Origin of the sequence: Pseudomonas sp. HY13-MNA-CIBAN-0226, from assembly GCF_040310305.1 — a bacterium.
GTDB lineage: Bacteria > Pseudomonadota > Gammaproteobacteria > Pseudomonadales > Pseudomonadaceae > Aquipseudomonas > Aquipseudomonas gregormendelii.
In genome coordinates, this window is record NZ_JBEOPS010000030.1 from 21892 (window position 1) to 42608 (window position 20717).

Annotated in this window: 12 protein-coding genes; 6 read left to right on the plus strand and 6 right to left on the minus strand. The window is 61.5% G+C overall.

The features are described from left to right. Positions 1–73: 73 nt before the first annotated feature. Together smc and AAEZ05_RS26160 are read right to left on the minus strand one after the other, a co-directional pair. Entirely contained in the window at positions 74–3562 is a 3489-nt protein-coding gene (smc, locus tag AAEZ05_RS26155; protein ID WP_045060290.1) for a chromosome segregation protein SMC, read from the minus strand. Positions 3563–3564: 2 nt separating this feature from the next. Then, positions 3565–4224 (minus strand): GntR family transcriptional regulator, encoded by a 660-nt coding sequence (locus tag AAEZ05_RS26160; protein ID WP_045060291.1) that lies wholly within the window; start codon positions 4222–4224, stop codon positions 3565–3567. A gap of 302 nt (positions 4225–4526) precedes the next feature. Here AAEZ05_RS26160 and xdhA point away from each other — a divergent pair, with 302 nt between their 5' ends. The 4 genes from xdhA to guaD all read left to right on the plus strand — a co-directional run bounded on the left by xdhA (position 4527) and on the right by guaD (position 10767). Next, positions 4527–5981, plus strand: a complete 1455-nt coding sequence (xdhA, locus tag AAEZ05_RS26165) for a xanthine dehydrogenase small subunit (RefSeq protein ID WP_350649474.1) — start codon at positions 4527–4529, stop codon at positions 5979–5981. Then, complete coding sequence (gene xdhB, locus AAEZ05_RS26170; RefSeq protein ID WP_350649476.1) at positions 5974–8373, plus strand: xanthine dehydrogenase molybdopterin binding subunit; 2400 nt, start codon at positions 5974–5976, stop codon at positions 8371–8373. Before xdhA ends, xdhB begins: the two co-directional genes overlap by 8 nt. Positions 8374–8607: 234 nt before the next feature. After that, on the plus strand, positions 8608–9453 hold the full coding sequence (gene xdhC / locus AAEZ05_RS26175; protein WP_045060294.1) for a xanthine dehydrogenase accessory protein XdhC: 846 nt from the start codon (positions 8608–8610) through the stop codon (positions 9451–9453). A gap of 9 nt (positions 9454–9462) precedes the next feature. Then, a complete protein-coding gene (guaD, locus tag AAEZ05_RS26180; protein ID WP_350649477.1) occupies positions 9463–10767 on the plus strand; it encodes a guanine deaminase in 1305 nt (434 codons plus the stop codon). Between the two features lie 241 nt (positions 10768–11008). Here the strand turns inward: guaD and AAEZ05_RS26185 are convergent, their stop codons facing one another. Continuing rightward, positions 11009–11773 (minus strand): GntR family transcriptional regulator, encoded by a 765-nt coding sequence (locus AAEZ05_RS26185; RefSeq protein ID WP_045060296.1) that lies wholly within the window; start codon positions 11771–11773, stop codon positions 11009–11011. 272 nt (positions 11774–12045) lie between these two features. On the opposite strand from AAEZ05_RS26185, the gene AAEZ05_RS26190 reads away from it, so the two are divergent. Then, positions 12046–13236, plus strand: a complete 1191-nt coding sequence (locus AAEZ05_RS26190) for a benzoate/H(+) symporter BenE family transporter (protein WP_045060297.1) — start codon at positions 12046–12048, stop codon at positions 13234–13236. A gap of 59 nt (positions 13237–13295) precedes the next feature. Here the strand turns inward: AAEZ05_RS26190 and AAEZ05_RS26195 are convergent, their stop codons facing one another. Next, positions 13296–13640: a YggL family protein gene (locus AAEZ05_RS26195; protein WP_007896965.1), complete on the minus strand. Its 345-nt coding sequence runs from the start codon at positions 13638–13640 to the stop codon at positions 13296–13298. A 235-nt stretch (positions 13641–13875) separates the two neighbouring features. On the opposite strand from AAEZ05_RS26195, the gene dacB reads away from it, so the two are divergent. Further along, positions 13876–15336, plus strand: coding sequence for a D-alanyl-D-alanine carboxypeptidase/D-alanyl-D-alanine endopeptidase (gene dacB / locus AAEZ05_RS26200; protein ID WP_350601432.1), 1461 nt, complete (start codon positions 13876–13878; stop codon positions 15334–15336). A gap of 137 nt (positions 15337–15473) precedes the next feature. Here the strand turns inward: dacB and AAEZ05_RS26205 are convergent, their stop codons facing one another. Then, on the minus strand, positions 15474–17864 hold the full coding sequence (locus AAEZ05_RS26205) for a sensor domain-containing diguanylate cyclase (RefSeq protein ID WP_350649480.1): 2391 nt from the start codon (positions 17862–17864) through the stop codon (positions 15474–15476). A gap of 226 nt (positions 17865–18090) precedes the next feature. After that, positions 18091–20361: a bifunctional 23S rRNA (guanine(2069)-N(7))-methyltransferase RlmK/23S rRNA (guanine(2445)-N(2))-methyltransferase RlmL gene (gene rlmKL, locus AAEZ05_RS26210; protein ID WP_350649482.1), complete on the minus strand. Its 2271-nt coding sequence runs from the start codon at positions 20359–20361 to the stop codon at positions 18091–18093. Positions 20362–20717 lie beyond the last annotated feature (356 nt).

Below are 20717 nucleotides of genomic sequence, written 5' to 3' on the forward strand. Positions count from 1 at the left end.
TGTCGAATTAGCTGTAACTCAAGCCCCTCGAACACGTCATTCGCACCTGCAATCCCCTTTCTGGAAGTTCGCCTCAGGCATCCACCATCGCCATCGCTTCCTCGACATCCACTGCCACCAGCCTGGAGCAGCCCGGCTCGTGCATCGTCACCCCCATCAGTTGATCGGCCATTTCCATGGCGATCTTGTTGTGGGTGATGTAGATGAACTGCACCGTCTGCGACATTTCCTTGACCAGTCGGGCGTAGCGTCCAACGTTAGCGTCATCCAGTGGAGCGTCGACCTCATCAAGCATGCAGAACGGCGCCGGATTCAACTTGAAGATCGCAAAAACCAGGGCCAGTGCAGTCAGGGCTTTTTCACCGCCGGAGAGCAAATGGATGGTGCTGTTCTTCTTTCCGGGCGGCTGCGCCATGATCGTCACCCCTGTATCGAGTAGATCTTCGCCCGTCAGTTCCAAATAGGCGCGCCCTCCACCGAAAACTTTTGGGAAAAGTGCCTGTAATCCGCCATTGATCTGATCAAAGGTATCTTTGAAGCGGTTACGGGTTTCCTTGTCGATCTTGCGAATGACGTTTTCGAGGGTGTCCAGCGCTTCCACCAAATCGTCGTTCTGCGCATCCAGATAACGTTTGCGCTCGGACTGTTGGGTGTACTCGTCGATGGCTGCGAGGTTGATCGCGCCAAGGCGTTGAATGCGCGCGGCAATGCGCTCGAGTTCTTCCTCGGCGTCCTTCTCGCTGGCCTCGGCCGTGAGGGTGGCGAGCACGCCGTGCAGGTCGTAGCCGTCCTCCAGCAGTTGGTCCTGCAAGGAGGTGCGGCGCACGGTCAGGGCCTGCCATTCCATGCGCTGGGTTTCCAGCTGGCTGCGAATCAGCTGCGACTGCTGCTCGGCCTGGCTGCGGCGTTTTTCCGCGTCGCGCAGTTCGCGGTCGGCATCTTCCAGGGCGATCTGCGCGGTCTTGAGTTCTTCGTCGACGGTCATGCGCTTGTCGAGCAGTTCTTCGAGCTTGAGGCGCAGCTCTTCCAGCGGTGCCTCGCCCTCCTCCAGATTGAGGCTCAGTTGCTCGCGCTTCTCGGTCAGGCGCTCGGACTGCATCTCCAGGCGCTCCAGGGCCTGGCGCGTGGAGTCGTGCTGCGCCTTGAGCGAGCCGAGGCGCACGGCCAGCTGGTGCGCGTGGTCCTTGTGCTGGCGGGCTTCCTGGCGCACTCGATCGAGGCGCTCGCGCAGGCTGTCCCGTTGCGCCAGCAGTAACTCGCGCTGCTCGGTATCGAGCGCCATGCTGTCGAGGGCTTCCTGCAATTGCAGGCGCGCCTCGCCGATGTTTTCGTGTTCCAGGGCGCGCTGTTCGGCAAGCTCGGTGAGTTCTTCGTCGAGCCGGGTGCGGCGCAATGACAGCTGCTCGGCCTTGGCTTTGCCGGCGGACAACTGGGCTTTTAATTCGCCTTGCTGGCGCGCTTCGTCTTGCAGCAGGCGACGCAAATGTTCGCGGCCGTTTTCCTGCTGCCGCTGTTGCGCCCGCAGATTCTGCAGCTGGGTTTCCAGGGTCTCGACCGTGGCTTCGCGCTCTTCGCGCTCAAGGCCAAGGTTCTGGATTTCCTGGCCCCGCGCCAGCACACCGCTTTCGGCTTCGCTGGCCCGGCGCACACGCAGGAAATGCCGGCCGACCCAATAACCATCGCGACTGATCAGGCTTTCGCCGGCGCTCAACTGACCGCGCAGTGCCAGGGCCTGTTCGAGGCTGTCGACCGGCTTGACCTGCCCCAGCCAGGGTGCCAGGTCTATTTGCGCCTCGACCTTGTCCAGCAGGCTGCCGGGTACGCGCAGGCCATCGCTGGCCGGGCTCAGCAGGCGCAGGTCGCCTTGGGCGAAACCGGCCAGATCGTAGTCGCTGAAATCATCCACCAGCACGGCTTGCAGGTCGGCACCCAGTACGGTCTCTACCGCCAGCTCCCAGCCTGCTTCAACCTTGAGGCCTTCGGCCAGGCGCGGGCGGTCGGCCAGGTGCTGTTCACGTAACCATTCGGCGGTGCCGGTACCCGGATCGAGCGCGGCCTGCTGCAGGGCTTCCAGGGACGCCAGCCGACCGTTGAGCCGCTGTAGATCACCCTGGGCCTGCTGCTGCGCCGACAGCGCCTGCTGCAGCTCCTGGCGCAACTGCTCCAGGCGTTCGACCTGGGCTTCTTCGCTGGCCTGCAAGTCTTCCAGGGTCGCCTCGCTGGCCGCCAGCTGTTCGCTGAGCTCCATGATCGCGGCGTCTTCCGGGTCGGCTGAAAGCAACGCGCGCTCTTCACCCAGGCGCTTCTGCCGGTCGGCCAGGCGCTCCATGCTGGTTTCCAGCTGCTGGATGCGCGACTGTTGCACTTCGGCCTGGCGCCGCGGCTCGGCAGCGGTCAGGTTGAACGTGTCCCACTGCTCCTGCCAGCCATGCATGGTGGTTTCGGATTCTTCCAGGGCTGCGGCGGCCTCTTCGGCGGCCGCGCTGGTGACTTCCTGTTCCGGGGTAAGCATGTCCAGCTCTTCGCCGAGGGTCAGCAGCAGCGTGCGGTCGTGCCCCAGGTGCGATTCAGTCTCCAGGCGTGCGCGTTCGGCTTCTTTGAGATCGTCCTGCAACTGGCGCAGTCGCTGCTGGCCGTGCTGGATGCTCTGCTCGACGCGGGCGATGTCGCCGCCGACGGAATAGAAGCGTCCCTGCACCAGGTTGAAGCGTTCGGACAGGTCGTGGTGCCCGTCACGCAAGCGTTCAATGCTCGCATCGGCATTGCGCTGCTCGGCGACCAGCGCCTCGAAGGTGATTTCCTGGGTGCCGATAATGGCTTCGCGCTGCCCCACCTGGTCATTTAACGCCTGCCAGCGCAGGGCCGACAATTGCGCCTTGAGCTGACGCTCCTCGCCCTTGAGTTCCTGGTACTTCTTGGCCGACTCGGCCTGGCGGTGCAGGCGCTCAAGTTGACGTGTGAGCTCTTCGCGCAGGTCGGTCAGGCGCTCGAGGTTTTCGTGGGTGCGACGGATGCGGTTTTCGGTCTCGCGCCGGCGCTCCTTGTACTTGGAGATGCCCGCGGCTTCTTCAATAAAGTTGCGCAGGTCCTCGGGCTTGGACTCGATCAGCTTGGAGATCATCCCCTGCTCGATGATCGAGTAGCTGCGCGGCCCCAGGCCGGTACCGAGGAAGATGTCGGTGATGTCGCGACGCCGGCACTTGGTGCCGTTGAGGTAGTAGGTGGTCTGGCTGTCGCGGGTGACTTTGCGGCGAATGGATATTTCCGCATAGGCGGCGTACTCGCCCAGCAAGGTGCCATCGGAGTTGTCGAATACCAGTTCGATGCTGGCCTGGCTGACCGGTTTGCGGCTGGTGGAGCCATTGAAGATGACGTCGGTCATCGACTCGCCGCGCAAATTCTTGGCCGAGCTCTCGCCCATCACCCAGCGTACGGCGTCGATGATGTTCGACTTGCCGCAACCGTTGGGCCCGACCACGGCCGCCATGTTGCTCGGGAAGTTGACGGTGGTCGGGTCGACGAAGGATTTGAACCCCGCCAGCTTGATGCACTTGAGCCGCACGCTTAAGCGTCCGTCAGGGCGGAAACCACCAGATCGCTGCTGCGCTGGGCATAGGCCGTCAGCACCGTGCGGATCAGCGGGAAGTCCCGGGCCAGTACCGCAGCGAGCAGGCGTTCGAACAGTTCCAGGAACTCGCTCATCGACGCTTTGCGTTGGTCCAGGGCAAGGAAATAGGCGCGGCTCATGGCCGGTTGCAGGTTCTCGACGGTTTCCTGCAGGTACGGGTTGTTGGCGAAGGGATACGCCGCGCGCATGACGTTAAAACTGTCATCGACGAAGGTGCGGATGTCCTGGCGCTCGTAACTGTCGGCCAGGCGCTGCTGGATCTGCACGAACGGCGCCATGTCCGCCTGGACCTGCCAGCCGGTTGCCACGGCATTGCCGAGCAGGATGTACAGCTCGCACATCAGCGTGCACAGGCTCTGCACCTTGTGCGCGGTCAATTCGGTGACGTGCGCGCCCCGCCGCGGCAGGATCGCGATCAGGTGGCGGCGCTCGAGGATCAGCAGCGCCTCGCGGACTGACCCGCGACTGACATTGAGGGCCAGGGTGACCTTCTGTTCCTGGATCCGCTCCCCGGGCTTCATTTCACCGCGAATGATGCGTTCGGCGAGGTGGTGAGCAATTTGCTCGGCGAGGCTGTCCGGCGCCTTGAACGTCATGATTGTCCTTCAAACTCTTTCGATCTGCACAGGCGGCGCAGTGTAGCGCACATGAGGGGTCATGGCGGAGTGCCCACCCGGCGGTTTTTGGCACGATTCACGCAGGATCGTTAAAAAAAAACCAAACAAAAATCCCGAAACAAACCAGGCGCCCCGCAAGGGTCAATACTGATGGAACGCGTTGTTGATCGCCAAATTGTTATTTCCTGACCTTTAAGTCAGAAAATCATTGACCGAAAAGTCAGACCTGATAAATTCGGTGCAAAGCGGTTAACAACAATAATGAGTCTGCGAGGCCTTCCGTGATCCAGTTTTTACTAAACCAGGAACTCCGTAGTGAGCACGCCCTGGACCCGAACCTGACCGTGCTCAATTATCTGCGCGACCATGTGGGCAAACCCGGCACCAAAGAAGGCTGCGCCAGCGGTGACTGCGGCGCCTGCACCGTGGTGGTCGGCGAACTGAAGACGGACGACGCTGGCCGCGAGCACATTCGTTACCGCAGCCTCAACTCGTGCCTGACGTTCGTCTCGTCCCTGCACGGCAAGCAGTTGATCAGCGTCGAAGACCTCAAGCATCAGGGCGAGCTGCACAGCGTGCAGAAGGCCATGGTCGAATGCCATGGTTCGCAGTGCGGCTTCTGTACCCCGGGCTTCGTGATGTCGTTGTTTGCCCTGCAGAAGAACAGCGATCAACCCGACTCGCACAAGGCCCACGAAGCGCTGGCCGGCAACCTCTGCCGCTGCACCGGCTATCGGCCGATCCTGGAGGCCGCCGAGCAGTCCTGCTGCGGCAAGCCCGCGGACCAGTTCGATGCCCGCGAAGCCGAGACCATTACCCGCCTGAAAGCCATCGCGCCGACCGATATCGGCGAACTCAACAGCGGCGACAAACGCTGCCTGGTACCGCTGACCGTGGCCGACCTGGCCGACCTCTATGATGCTTATCCACAGGCCCGACTGCTGGCTGGCGGCACTGACCTGGCGCTGGAAGTGACACAATTCCACCGCACCCTGCCGGTGATGATCTACGTCGGCAACGTCGCGGAGATGAAGCGCATCGAACGCTTCGACGATCGCCTGGAAATCGGCGCCGCCACCGCCCTGTCGGACTGCTACGAAGCCTTGAAGGCCGAGTACCCGGACTTCGGTGAATTGCTGCAACGCTTCGCTTCATTGCAGATCCGCAACCAGGGCACGCTGGGCGGCAACATTGGTAATGCTTCGCCGATTGGCGACTCGCCGCCGCTGCTGATCGCTTTGGGCGCGCAGATCGTCCTGTGCAAGGGCGAAACCCGCCGCACCCTGGCCCTGGAAGATTATTTCATCGACTACCGCGTGACTGCGCGGCAGGAAAGCGAGTTCATCGAGAAGATCATCATCCCGCGTGCCAGCGCTGAACAGCTGTTCCGCGCCTACAAGGTTTCCAAGCGCCTGGACGATGATATTTCCGCCGTCTGCGCCGCGTTCAACCTGCGCATTGAAAACGGTGTGATCGCCGATGCCCGCGTGGCATTCGGTGGCATGGCGGCGATTCCGAAACGGGCCAGTCACTGCGAAACCGTGTTGCTCGGCGCGCCGTTCAACCACGCCACGGTGGAACGCGCCTGCGCGGCCCTGGCACAGGATTTCACCCCGCTCTCAGACTTCCGCGCCAGCAAGGAATACCGCCTGCTCAGCGCGCAAAACCTGCTGCGCAAATACTTTATCGAACTGCAAACACCGCACATCGAGACTCGGGTGACCGCTTATGTCTAATCATCACGCTGTAGAGAAGACCCAAGCCGAACTGGCTGAACTGTTCGCCAAGGACCTGACCACCGGCGTCGGCCGCAGCGTCAAGCACGACAGCGCCGCCAAGCATGTGTCCGGTGAAGCGCAGTACATCGACGACCGCCTGGAGTTTCCCAACCAGCTGCACCTCTATGCGCGGCTGTCGGACCGTGCCCACGCGAAAATCATCAGCATTGATACCCGCCCCTGCTATGCCTTCGAAGGCGTGCGCATCGCCATCACCCACGAAGACGTGCCGGGGCTCAAAGACATCGGCCCGTTGCTGCCGGGTGATCCCTTGCTGGCCATCGATGACGTGCAGTTCGTCGGCCAACCGGTGCTCGCCGTGGCGGCCCGGGACCTGGAAACCGCGCGCAAGGCGGCCATGGCGGCGATCATCGAATACGAAGACCTCGAGCCGGTGCTGGACGTGGTCGAGGCCCTGCGCAAGCGCCACTTTGTACTCGACAGTCACACCCATCAACGCGGCGATTCAACCACTGCGCTGGCCAGCGCCGAACATCGCATCCAGGGCACGCTGCACATCGGCGGCCAGGAGCACTTTTACCTCGAAACCCAGATCTCCTCGGTGATGCCGACCGAAGACGGCGGGATGATCGTCTACTGCTCGACCCAGAACCCCACCGAAGTGCAGAAACTGGTGGCTGAGGTGCTGGACGTGTCGATGAACAAGATCGTGGTCGACATGCGCCGGATGGGCGGCGGCTTTGGTGGCAAGGAAACCCAGGCGGCGAGCCCTGCGTGCCTGTGCGCGGTGGTCGCCCACCTGACCGGCCAGCCGACCAAGATGCGCCTGCCGCGGGTCGAAGACATGCTGATGACCGGCAAGCGTCACCCGTTTTATGTCGAATACGACGTGGGCTTCGATAGCACCGGGCGCCTGCATGGCATCGCCCTGGAACTGGCCGGCAACTGCGGCTGCTCGCCGGACCTTTCGGCCTCGATTGTCGACCGGGCGATGTTCCATGCCGACAACTCGTATTACCTGGGCGATGCGACCATCAACGGTCATCGCTGCAAGACCAACACCGCCTCCAACACCGCTTACCGTGGTTTCGGCGGCCCGCAAGGGATGGTCGCGATCGAAGAAGTGATGGATTCCATTGCCCGGCACCTGGGCCTCGACCCGCTGGCGGTGCGCAAGGCCAACTACTACGGCAAGACCGAGCGTAACGTCACTCACTACTACCAGACCGTCGAGCACAACATGCTCGAGGAAATGACCGCCGAACTGGAAGAAAGCAGTCAGTACGCCGAACGCCGTGAAGCGATCCGGCGCTACAACGCCAACAGCCCGATACTGAAAAAAGGCCTGGCGCTGACCCCGGTGAAATTCGGCATTTCCTTCACCGCCAGCTTCCTCAACCAGGCCGGTGCGCTGATCCACATCTACACCGATGGCAGCATCCACCTGAACCATGGCGGTACTGAAATGGGCCAGGGTTTGAACACCAAGGTGGCGCAGGTGGTGGCCGAAGTGTTCCAAGTGGAAATGGACCGGGTGCAGATCACCGCGACCAACACCGATAAAGTCCCGAACACTTCGCCGACCGCGGCTTCCAGTGGTGCTGACCTGAACGGCAAGGCCGCGCAGAACGCTGCCGAAATCATCAAGAAACGCCTGGTGGAATTCGCCGCGCGCCAGTACAAGGTCAGCGAAGAGGACGTGGAATTTCACAACGGCCACGTGCGGGTACGCGACCATATCCTGACGTTCGAAGCCTTGATCCAGCAGGCGTACTTCGCCCAGGTATCGCTGTCGAGCACCGGGTTCTACAAGACCCCGAAAATCTTCTACGACCGCAGTCAGGCCCGGGGTCGGCCGTTCTACTACTTCGCCTTCGGCGCTGCCTGCTGCGAAGTGATCATCGACACCCTGACCGGCGAGTACAAGATGCTGCGCACCGACATCCTTCACGACGTCGGCGCCTCGCTGAACCCGGCCATCGACATCGGCCAGGTCGAGGGTGGTTTCATCCAGGGCATGGGCTGGCTGACCATGGAGGAGCTGGTGTGGAACAACAAGGGCAAGCTGATGACCAACGGCCCGGCCAGCTACAAGATCCCGGCGGTGGCGGACATGCCGCTGGACCTGCGGGTGAAGCTGGTGGAAAACCGCAAGAACCCGGAAGACACGGTGTTCCATTCCAAGGCAGTCGGTGAGCCGCCGTTCATGCTCGGCATTGCGGCCTGGTGCGCGATAAAGGATGCCGTAGCGAGCCTGGGTGACTACAGGCATCAACCGCAAATCGACGCACCGGCGACCCCGGAGCGGGTGTTGTGGGGCTGTGAGCAGATGCGGCAGTTGAAGGCGGCGAAAGCGGTTGAAGCAGAGGCCGAGTTGGCTTCGCTTTAAACCGAGGCGCGGCTAATCGCCAGCAGGCTGGCTCCCACAGGATTCTGTACTGAATCCAGATTTTGTGAACACCAGAAAAACCTGTGGGAGCTAGCCTGCTAGCGATTTAGACAGCAGGCTGGCTCAGACAGGATTTTGTACTGAATCCAGATTCTGTGAACACCAGAAAAACCTGTGGGAGCTAGCCTGCTAGCGATGACGGTCGAACAGACACCAAAGATGTTGAGGTGAAACATGTACAACTGGATCGACGCCCTCGCCGACCTGCAACACCAGGGTGAGCCCTGCGTGCTGGTCACCATCATCGAAGAACTCGGCTCGACTCCGCGTAACGCCGGCTCGAAAATGGTCATCAGCGCCAACCAGTCCTTCGACACCATCGGTGGCGGGCACCTGGAATACAAGGCCATGCAGATTGCCCGCGAGATGCTCGCCAGCGGCCGGCAGGACACCCATCTGGAGCGCTTCAGCCTGGGCGCCAGCCTGGGCCAGTGCTGCGGCGGCGTCACGGTGTTGCTGTTCGAGCCGATGGGCCAGGTGCAGGCTCAGATCGCCGTGTTCGGTGCCGGCCACGTCGGCCGCGCGCTGGTACCGCTGCTTGCCAGCCTGCCCTGCCGGGTGCGCTGGATCGACTCGCGGGAATCGGAATTCCCCGAGCAGATCCCCCACGGCGTGCGCAAGATCGTCAGCGAAGAGCCTGTGGATGAAATCGATAACCTGCCCGCTGGCAGTTATTGCATCGTCATGACCCACAACCACCAGCTCGACCTCGAACTCACCGCCGCCTTGCTCAAGCGCAACGATTTCACCTACTTCGGCCTGATCGGTTCGAAGACCAAACGGGTGAAATTCGAACACCGCCTGCGCGACCGCGGCTTCGACAGCGCCGTGCTGCAACGCATGCGCTGCCCGATGGGCATTGGCGAAGTCAAAGGCAAACTGCCTGTGGAAATCGCCATCTCCATCGCCGGCGAAATCATCGCCACGTACAACGCCAGTTTCGGCCAGCAGACTGCCAGCGCCGGATCATCGATTGCCAAACTGCTGCCCGCTTCACGTCGCAGCCAAGCCTCCAGTTGAGAAATACACATGCCTTTGACTCGCAAAGCCTACCGCGCCGCCATTTTGCACAGCATCGCCGACCCCGCCGAAGTTGGCATCGAAGCCTCTTATGAGTATTTCGAAGACGGCCTGCTGGTGGTGGACAACGGCCAGATCAGCGCCCTCGGCCACGCCAGCGACCTGCTGCCGACCCTGCCGGCGGACATCGAGATCAACCATTATCAGGACGCCCTGATCACCCCAGGTTTCATCGACACCCACATCCACTTCCCGCAAACCGGCATGGTCGGCGCCTACGGCGAGCAGTTGCTGGACTGGCTTAACACCTACACCTTCCCCTGCGAAAGCCAGTTCGCCGACAAGGCCCACGCCGACGAAGTCGCGGACATTTTCATCAAGGAACTGCTGCGCAACGGCACCACCACCGCCCTGGTATTTGGCAGCGTGCATCCGCAATCGGTGAACTCGTTCTTCGAAGCCGCCGAGCAGCTGGACCTGCGCATGATCGCCGGCAAAGTGATGATGGACCGCAATGCCCCGGACTATCTGACCGACACCGCCGAATCCAGCTACGTCGAGAGCAAGGCGCTGATCGAGCGCTGGCACGGCAAGGGTCGCCTGCACTACGCGGTGACGCCACGCTTTGCACCGACCAGCACCCCGGAGCAACTGACCCTCGCTGGCCAGTTGCTCGGCGAATACCCTGACCTGTACATGCAGACCCACATCAGCGAAAACCTCAAGGAAGTCGAGTGGGTCAAGGAGCTGTTCCCGGAGCGCAAGGGCTACCTCGACGTCTACGACCATTACCAACTGCTGGGCGAGCGTTCGGTGTTCGCTCATGGCGTGCACCTGTGCGACGACGAGTGCGCACGGCTGGCTGAGACCGGCTCGGCCATCGCCTTCTGCCCGACGTCGAACTTCTTCCTGGGCAGCGGCCTGTTCAACCTGCCGATGGCGGAAAAGCACAAGTTGAACGTGGGCCTGGGCACGGACGTCGGCGGCGGCACCAGCTTCTCGCTGTTGCAGACGCTGAATGAGGCTTACAAGGTGATGCAGCTGCAAGGCGCGCGACTGAGCCCGTTCAAATCGCTGTACCTGGCCACCCTGGGCGGCGCTCGTGCGCTGCGCCTGGAAGACAAGATCGGCACGCTCAAGCCCGGCACCGACGCCGACTTCCTGGTGCTGGATTACAACGCCACGCCGCTGCTGAGCTATCGCTTGAAACAGGCCAACAACATTGCCGAGACGTTGTTTGTGCTGATGACCCTGGGGGATGACCGCACGGTGCTGCAGACTTATGCGGCGGGGACTCAGGTGCATCAGCGGTAAAAAATTGCATGCATAAAAAATCCCCCGGCGCTTTTCAGCCCGGGGGATTTTTATTGCCTGTCCTGCCGCTATCGCCAGCAGGCTGGCTCCCACAGGTATTTGTGGGGTTCACAGGATTTGTATGCGACCTCAAACCCTGTGGGAGCCTGGCTCCCACAGGTATTTGTGGGTTCACAAGATTTGCGTGCGACCTTAAATCCTGTGGGAGCCAGCCTGCTGGCGATAGGCGCACCACGACACATCAGATTTTCGCCGCAGGCCGCCCCGGCTTCTTGGTCTGCAACAAATGCGAGAACACCGCATGCAGATCATCCGACGCACTTTCCTCGTCGAGATTGAGCTTGCTGTCGATGTGATCCATGTGATGCATCATCAAATCCACTGCCAGCTCGCCATTGCGCGCCTCGATGGCATCGATCAGCTGGGTGTGTTCGTCATACGAACAGTGGGAGCGATTGCCGCTTTCGTACTGGGCAATGATCAGCGAGGTCTGCGACACCAGGCTGCGCTGGAAGCTGATCAGCGGGGCATTCTTCGCCGCTTCGGCCAGCTTCAGGTGGAACTCGCCTGACAAACGAATACCGGCACCGCGATCACCTCGGGAGAAACTGTCACGCTCATCGTTGACCATCTGGCGCAACTCGGCGATTTGCTCGGCCGTGGCGTGCTGTACCGCCAGCTCGGTGATCGCGCGCTCGACCAGACGCCGCGCCAGGAACACCTGGCGAGCTTCCTCGACACTTGGGCTGGCGACCACGGCACCGCGATTCGGGCGCAGCAGCACCACGCCTTCATGGGCCAGGCGCGACAGCGCGCGACGGATGATAGTACGACTGACCCCGAAAATTTCCCCCAGCGCTTCTTCGCTCAACTTGGTGCCGGGCGCCAGGCGCTGTTCGAGGATCGCCTCGAAGATATGCGCGTAGACAATATCGTCCTGGGTTCCGCTGCGGCCGGCTTTGCCTGCTCGCGGTTGTTTCTTGAGGGGCTGCAACTGTTCGTTCATGGGCACTCGAGTCGGGAGAACTGCGGCGAATAGACCGTGACTGTAATACGGCACAGTGGGTCGCTGGCAAGTATCGCGTAAAAAACACCGCGATTGTACACAATGGATGGTGGCAACACGACTGTATGGCTGTTTGTTGGCGCCGCTGTATTGCAACGATTGGTTACTTTTGAGTTTAGGCTTGATCGCAGAATCCGCAGCCGGAATGCGATCCCCGTACGGGGGGTCGCTTGGCTTTGGATAATTTCGTACGCAATAAGGAACACCCCGTCATGAACGACGCCACGCACACGCAGCTTCGCCCACTGGCCGATACCTCGCCATCGGCCATCGTCGCCGGCTTTATCGCCATGATGACCGGCTACACCAGCTCCCTGGTGCTGATGTTCCAGGCTGGCCAGGCAGCGGGCCTGAGCAGCGGGCAGATTTCGTCGTGGATCTGGGCGATCTCGATCGGCATGGCGGTGTGCTCCATCGGCTTGTCCCTGCGCTATCGCACGCCGATCACCATCGCCTGGTCCACCCCCGGCGCGGCCTTGCTGATCACCAGCCTGGGCGGTGTCAGCTACGGCGAAGCCATTGGCGCCTACATCACCTGCGCGCTCCTGGTGACCATCTGCGGCCTGACTGGCAGCTTCGAACGCCTGGTGAAAAAGATCCCGGCCTCCCTGGCCGCCGCACTGCTGGCGGGCATTCTGTTCAAAATCGGCAGTGAGATCTTCGTCGCCGCGCAGCATCGCACCGCGCTGGTGTTGGGGATGTTCTTTACCTACCTGGTGATCAAGCGCCTGTCCCCCCGCTACGCGGTGTTGGCCGCTCTGCTGATCGGCACCGCACTCTCGGGATTCATGGGGCTGCTGGATTTCAGCGCCTTTCACCTGGAAATTGCCACGCCGGTCTGGACCACCCCGCACTTTTCCCTGGCCGCCACCATCAGCATCGGCATCCCGCTGTTCGTGGTGGCGATGACCTCGCAGAACATGCCAGGTATCGCCGTGTTGCGCGCCGACGGCTACAACGTGCCGGCTTCGCCGCTGATCACCACCACGGGCATCGCCTCGTTGCTGCTGGCGCCCTTCGGCTCCCACGGCATCAACCTGGCGGCCATCAGCGCGGCCATCTGCACCGGGCCCCACGCCCATGAAGATCGCAACAAGCGTTACACGGCGGCGGTGTGGTGCGGGATTTTCTACGGCATTGCCGGGGTATTCGGCGCCACGCTGGCGGCACTGTTTGCAGCATTGCCCAAGGAGCTGGTGCTGTCGATTGCTGCGCTGGCGTTGTTCGGGTCGATCATCAATGGCTTGAGCATTGCCATGACCGAGGTCAAGGAGCGCGAAGCGGCGCTGATCACCTTCATGGTCACGGCGTCGGGGCTGACACTGTTTTCCATTGGCTCGGCGTTTTGGGGGATTGTGGCGGGGGTGTTGACGCTGGTGATCTTGAATTGGCGTAAAGCCTGAAATGCTAAAGATCTTCGCATAAAAAAACGGCGACCCTTGGGTCGCCGTTTTTCATGACATCAAGCTACCGGATTGATCGGCTTTTCCGGGTACCAGACGTCGATCAGCGGGCTGACAGTCGCTTCGGTCAGTTCGCTGCGGCCCTTAAGCCAGGCTTCAACGGCTGCACGTTGCTCTTCAGACACCGAGCCACGCTTCTGCAGGCATACCAGACCGAAGTCGTCGCCGCCAACATAACCCAGGCCGTTGGCTTCCATGGCTTCTTTCAGGAACGCGTCGAGGAAAGCATCAATGGCTTCATCAGCCAAATCTTCTTTGAAATCCAGGTTCAGCTCGAAACCCAGCTCTTGAAATTCATCGACGCACAATTTTTTGCGCAGACGCTGGGAACGGTTAGTCGCCATTGGAACAATCCTCATAAGTAATAACGGGCGGCACTTTAGCAGTTTAAGCCGCCGATTGCCCGTCTCTATGGGAAGCGCGGCCTACCGCTGGTAAAAAAATAGCGGATTAGGTGCCCCGCTCACGGCACAAGCGGATAAACCTTGGGGCATAATGCCGACACTTTCATGACCACTGAGGGAATTTATCTTCATGCCCTCGTCTTTTTTCCCCCTCGACCGCAGGGTTCTATTTCACATGATCAAATCTTTGCGTCCATTGTTGCTGGCCGGCTTGCTTCTTCCATTGGCCTTTCCCGTCAACGCAGCCCCCATCAACACCGCCCTGACCCCCAACGTCGAAAAAGCCCTCAAGGCCAGCAAGCTGCAGGACAACGCCCTGTCCCTGGTGCTGATCCCGCTCAATGGCCCGGGCACGCCGACCATCTTCAACGCCGACGTCTCGGTCAACCCGGCCTCGACCATGAAACTGGTCACCACCTACGCGGCCCTGGAAATGCTCGGCCCGAATCACCAGTGGAAAACCGAGTTCTACACCGATGGCACCCTCAGCGGCGGCATCCTCAATGGCAACCTCTACCTCAAGGGTGGCGGCGACCCGAAGCTGAACATGGAAAAACTCTGGCTGCTGATGCGTGACCTGCGCGCCAATGGCGTGACCCAGATCACCGGCGACCTGGTGCTGGACCGCAACTTCTTCACCCAGCCGCAGTTGCCCGAGTTCAACGACGACGGCAATGACAACAACAAGCCGTTCCTGGTCAAACCGGATTCGCTGCTGGTCAACCTCAAGGCGCTGCGCTTTGTCGCGCGCAACGATAATGGCCGGGTGCTGGTGTCGGTCGAGCCGCCCATTGCGTCGATTCGCATCGAAAACCAGGTCAAGGCCATCAATTCCAAACAATGCACCGGTGGCGTGCGTTACAACCCGGTAACCCAGCCCGATGGCAGCGTGACCGTGACGGTTGGCGGCCAGCTGGGTGAAGGCTGCAGCTCGCAGACCTACCTGTCGCTGCTTGACCACGCGACCTACACCGCTGGCGCCGTGCGGGCGATCTGGAAGGAACTGGGCGGCAGCATCCAGGGCAAGGACGTGCTGGCCCCAACGCCAAGCGGCGCCAAGTTGCTGGCCCGGGCCTACTCGCCGGACCTGGCGGAAATCATCCGCGACATCAACAAGTACAGTAACAACACCATGGCCCAGCAGCTGTTCCTGAGCCTCGGTCAACGCTATCGCACCGACGCCGACGGCGATGACGCCAAGGCGGCCCAGCGAGTGGTGCGTCAATGGCTGGCGAAAAAAGGCATTACCGCGCCGCACCTGGTCATGGAGAACGGCTCCGGCCTGTCTCGCGCCGAGCGCGTGAGTGCCCGTGAAATGGCCGCGATGCTGCAGGCCGCATGGCGCAGCCCGTATGCCGCCGAGTTCATCAGTTCGATGCCGATTGCCGGTACCGATGGCACCATGCGCAAACGCCTGAAGACCACGGCGATGCGCGGCGAAGCCCACGTCAAGACCGGCACCCTGAACACCGTGCGGGCGATTTCCGGCTTCAGCCGCGACGTCAACGGCAATACCTGGGCGGTGGTGGCGATCCTCAACGATAAAGCGCCGTTTGGTGCGTCGTCGGTGCTGGACCAGGTGCTGCTGGACCTGTATCGCCAGCCGAAACTGCCTCAGACTGCTTCGGTTTTGTAATCGATCAAGATCAGGATCAAGAGATCGCAGCCTCGTTTCACTCGACAGCTCCTACAGGGTTATGTGCACAGGTTATGTGCATACCAACCTGTAGGAGCTGTCGAGTGAAACGAGGCTGCGATCTTTCCAAAACCACCCTAACTCATCTCCGCCTCGACCCGATCCCGCCCCGCCTGCTTCGCCGCATACACCCCCGAATCCGCCCGCAATAACAGCGCATCCGCGCCCTCACCGGCTCGCCAGCTGGCAATCCCGAAGCTTGCGGTCACTGTCCCTACGCCATCGATCGGCGACATGCGCAACGCCTGCCACAGTTGCAGCGCCAGCACGTGTGCGTGTTCGCCGCTGATGTCCGGGCACAGCACCATGAACTCTTCGCCACCCAGACGGCAGAACACATCAGTGCGCCGCAGCCGATCACCGATGCGCTCGCACACCGCCTGCAGCACCCGGTCGCCCACCGCGTGACCATGCTGGTCATTGATGCGCTTGAAGTGGTCGATATCGAGCATGATGACCGACAATTCACCGCCACCGCGCTCGACCCGGTCCATTTCAGTGGTCAGGCGTTCCTGGAAGTAGCGGCGGTTGTGAATCCCGGTCAGCGAGTCCGTCACCGACAGCGCCCGCAACTCCTCTTCCACGCGCTTGAGGTCTGAAATGTCGGAGATGTAGCCGTGCCACAGCACCCCGCCACCCGGTAGTTCCTCAGGGGTAGCCTCGCCACGCACCCAGCGCAACCCGCGGATGGGCAGCTGCACGCGATATTCCTCGCGCCACGGGCTGAGGGTGTCCGCTGACGCCCGGATCGAGGCGCGCACCCGGGTGGTGTCCTGTGGATGAATGCGCGTGAAGATCGCCTCGGCGTTAAGCAACAGGACGTCGGGCTCGAGTTCGTAGATCTCGCGGATCCCGTCACTGGCGTAGATCACGCTGAAACGCCCATCGAACTCCATCTTGAATTGATAAATGCCGCCCGGCACATGGGCGCTGAGCTTCTTCAGCAACAAATCCCGCGCCGCCAGGGCCTCGTGGACCCGCTTGCGCTCGGTGATGTCGATGCAGATCGCCAGGTGCCCAACCCACAGCCCCTGCTCGTCGAGCACTGGCGTGGCCAGCATGTTCACTGCCAGGTGACTGCCGTCGCTGCGCACCAGCGTCCATTCCCGCGCTTCGTGGCCGCCCTCCTCGCCGCCCTCGACCAGCATCGCCTGGCAGGTTGGAATCGGCTTGCCATAGCGCGCACTGAGTTCCGCCGAGCGAGCCTGGAGCTCCCGGGGCAGGTGCAGGTTCTCCAGGGTCATGCAGCCCACCACCTCGGCGTTGGTGTAGCCAAGCATCTGCTCGGCGCCGGCATTAAAGGTGGTCATGACCCCGCGCAGGTCCGTGGCAATAATTGCCACCTGCGTCGCGGCGTTCAGCACGCCGCGCAACTGGCCATGGGTGCCGCGCAATTCCTGCTCGCGGGCGCGCAGCTCCTGGGTCCGCTGCTCGACCATTTTCAGCGCCCGTTGGCGCTGGCTCACCAGCACGTACAGCAAGGCGCTGAGCAGCAGGCTGAGCATGCCGCCCAGCACTGCCAGGCTGCTGAGGGAGGAATGGTTGGCCTGGGTGAACGCGACGCTGGGTCGCATTTCGACCTGATACTCGTGGTCGGCCAGGCGAATCAGTTGGGTCGAGGACAGCTCGCTGGCGGCGGGTGTATTGCTCGATTCGTAGAGCACTTCATGCTGGTCAGCGGTGGACAGGTCCAGAATGCGTACCGAGAGAAAATCATGGGTCTCCTCGGGTAATCCATCCGCCAACAGCTGACGCATGCTGATCACGGCCATGACGTAGCCGTCGGGCACTGCCCCCGGTTGTGGCTGGTGACTGACGGGGGCGGCCAGCAGGATTCCACGGGCATAAGTGGGTTCGATGCCCACCAGATAAAGGGGTTGCGACACCGCCAGGCCGCCAAGGGCATCGGCCCGCTCCAGCGTCGCACGGCGCTGAGGCTGGGCGAGCAAGTCGAAACCCAGCGGCGTGGGGAGACGACTTTGGCTCTGTGTGTACAGCACCGGGGCGTACTCGTCGCGTTCAGGGGCAATCTGCAGGTTGCCTGCGGCATCCATGTCGCGCACGCTGAATTCGCTCAGGCCCTGCTGATGCGCGGTCTGCTCAAGCGCCGCCCGTTCAGACCGGGATATGCGTGGGGCCCAGGAGTAAGCCTGGGTGCGATGCAAAAGTGGTTTGGCATACCCGTCGAATTCCTCTCGGGACACCGAACCGGAATTGGCAAAGAACCGGCGCAGCCCGTCGAGGCGCTGCTCCTGGTCTTCGAAACGTTCTTCGATACGGCTGTAGCGTTCACTGGCCAGCAGTTGGAAACGTTGCCGTAATTGATGGTGGAACTGGTTTTGTGTCGACCAGGCGAGCAATCCGGTAAAAATCCCGCCCACGAGCAATACCAGCAGCGCGACCAGCCAGGCCGAAACGTGTTCACTGATAAACCCCAGGATCTTTGGGCGCATGACGTGCAACGACATATAGGCAGACTCAAAACGCCAAGTGCCGGGAAAACCCACTGGCCCTGGGTTGAGTTATAGCTATTAGCCACTAATTTGACCAGCACTGTACTTGCAACTGCACCCTTTGCTGCTGATGCTCCTGTAGGAGCTGTCGAGTGAAACGAGGCTGCGATCTTTGGATCTTTTCTTTAAAACAAGATCAAAAGATCGCAGCCTGCGGCAGCTCCTACAGTGGATCCAGGTGTCAACGCGCCATGATTTTCCAGGCGCGGTGGATTTTGCCGTTACGGGCGAAGTCCGGGTCGATGGTCTTGGCGGTGATCTCCTCGACTGCGTAGCGCTCGCTCAGGTTGGGCTCGAGCTCGAACTTGCGGAAGTTGTTGGAGAAGTACAGCACACCACCCGGTGCCAGGCGCGCCATGGCCAGGTCGATCAGTTGCACCTGGTCACGTTGCACGTCGAAGATCCCTTCCATGCGCTTGGAGTTGGAGAACGTCGGCGGGTCGATGAAGATCAGGTCGTACTCGTCACGGCAGGCGTCCAGCCAGACCATCACATCGCCCTGCTCCAGGCGGTTCTTGTCGGAGAAGCCGTTCAGCGAAAGGTTGCGCCGCGCCCAGTCCAGGTAGGTTTTCGACAGGTCGACGCTGGTGGTGCTGCGTGCGCCACCCTTGGCTGCGTGCACACTCGCCGTCGCGGTGTAGCAGTACAGGTTGAGGAAGCGCTTGCCTGCCGCCTCCTGCTGAATGCGCATACGCATCGGCCGGTGGTCGAGGAACAGACCGGTGTCGAGGTAGTCGGTGAGGTTCACCAGCAGCTTGACGCCACCTTCGTTGACCTCGACGAACTTGCCCTGCGCGGCCTGGCGCTCGTATTGCTTGGTGCCGCTCTGCCGCTCGCGACGCTTGACCACGACGCGGCTCCTGTCGACGTTCAACGCCTGGGGAATCGCCGCCAGGGCATCGAACATGCGCGCCGAAGCTTTTTCCGGGTCGATGGATTTTGGCGCGGCGTATTCCTGGACGTGGACCCAATCCTGGTACAGGTCGATGGCCATGGAGTATTCCGGCATGTCGGCATCGTAGACGCGGTAGCAGTCGATGCCTTCACGCTTGACCCACTTGCTCAGGGCCTTGAGGTTCTTCTGCAGGCGGTTGGCGAACATCTGCCCACCCTCGCTCAAGCGCGGCTGCTCGATCACCACCGGCGCCGGTTTGATCGGGTTGCCGTTCTTGTTGTACTTCTCGTACTTGCCTGGCGCGACGTCGTTGCCTTCGACCTGGACTTCAGCCTGCTCGCGCTCGACCTGGCGTTGTTCCGGGGTGCGACGCTCGCCAGTCACGAACTGGTCCGGGGTGACCTTGATCAGCAGCAGCTTGCACGGCAAGGCGCCGTTCCAGAACGAATACTGCTTGTGGCTGCGGATACCCATGCGCTTGCCCAGGTCCGGCGCGCCGGTGAACACGGCCGCTTCCCAGTTCAGGCAGGCCTGACGCAGGCGCTCGCCAAGGTTCTGGTAGAGATAGAGCAGGCTCGCCTCATCGCCCAGACGCTCGCCGTACGGCGGGTTGCAGATGACCAGACCTTTCTGGTTCTGGTCCGGACGCGGTTCAAAGGTGCCGACTTCGCCCTGGTAGATCTTGATCCACTCGCTCAGGCCAGCCCGTTCAACGTTATTGCGACCAGGCTGAATAAGGCGCGGGTCCGCTTCGTAACCGCGAATCCACAGCGGCGGCTTGGCCAGGCCGGCGGCGCAACGCTCGGTGGCTTCTTCATGAAGCTTTTTCCACAGCGCCGGAACGTGGCCGAGCCAGGCGGTGAAGCCCCACTGCTCGCGACGCAGGTTGGGGGCCATGTCGGCGGCGATCATCGCCGCTTCGACCAGGAAGGTGCCCACGCCACACATCGGGTCAGCCAGGGCGCCGCCGTCGGCAGCAATACGTGGCCAGCCGGAACGGATCAGGATCGCCGCCGCGAGGTTTTCCTTCAGCGGTGCCGCACCCTGCTGCAGGCGGTAACCGCGCTGGTGCAGGCTGTGGCCGGACAGGTCGAGCGACAGAATCGCTTCGCCGCGGTCCAGGCGCAGGTGAATACGCAGGTCGGGGTTGAGTTTATCAATCGACGGACGGTCGCCTTGCGGGGTGCGCAATTTGTCGACGATGGCGTCCTTGACCTTCAACGCGCCGAAATGGGTGTTATCGATGCCCGAGCCATGGCCACTGAACTCGACGGCCAGGGTGCCGTCGCTGAGCATGTGGTCCTGCCATTCGATGTCGAGCACACCGTGGTAGAGATCTTCGGCGTCCTTCATCGGGAAACGCTTGAGCACCAGCAGCACCCGGTTCGCGAGGCGCGACCACAGGCACAGGCGGTAGGCGGTTTCCATGGTTGCCATGCCGCGCACGGCAGAGGTGTGCTCACGCGCTTCCTCAAGGCCAAGCCCGACGGCTTCCTCGATGAGCAGGCCTTCAAGGCCTTTTGGGCAAGTGAGGAAGAGTTCGAAACGATCGGACATGGGAATTCCAGAACCTTTAGCTGAGTGAACGGGCAACGCATTGCCGGTCCGGTTTTCAATCAGGCGCTTTTCTAAAAGAACGCCCGCGTGGCACGAAGGTGTGCCGACCCACCCTTGCTGCTCGGTGTAAAGGAGCTTAGATGCAAAGACAGGTAAAAAAGTTGGTGCAACAAAATGTCATAACTCGACCCTTCGTCGAATAATGCGCTCACTCAACGCGAGGCATTCTCAGCAAGGGATTAACGTCATCATCCTGCGGGGTGCCGATCATACCGGGGTTTGACCAACAAACGCTGGCAAATATCGTGTTACTTATGGCCATACCACCTTAACGGTTACGTCCTTATGACAAAACG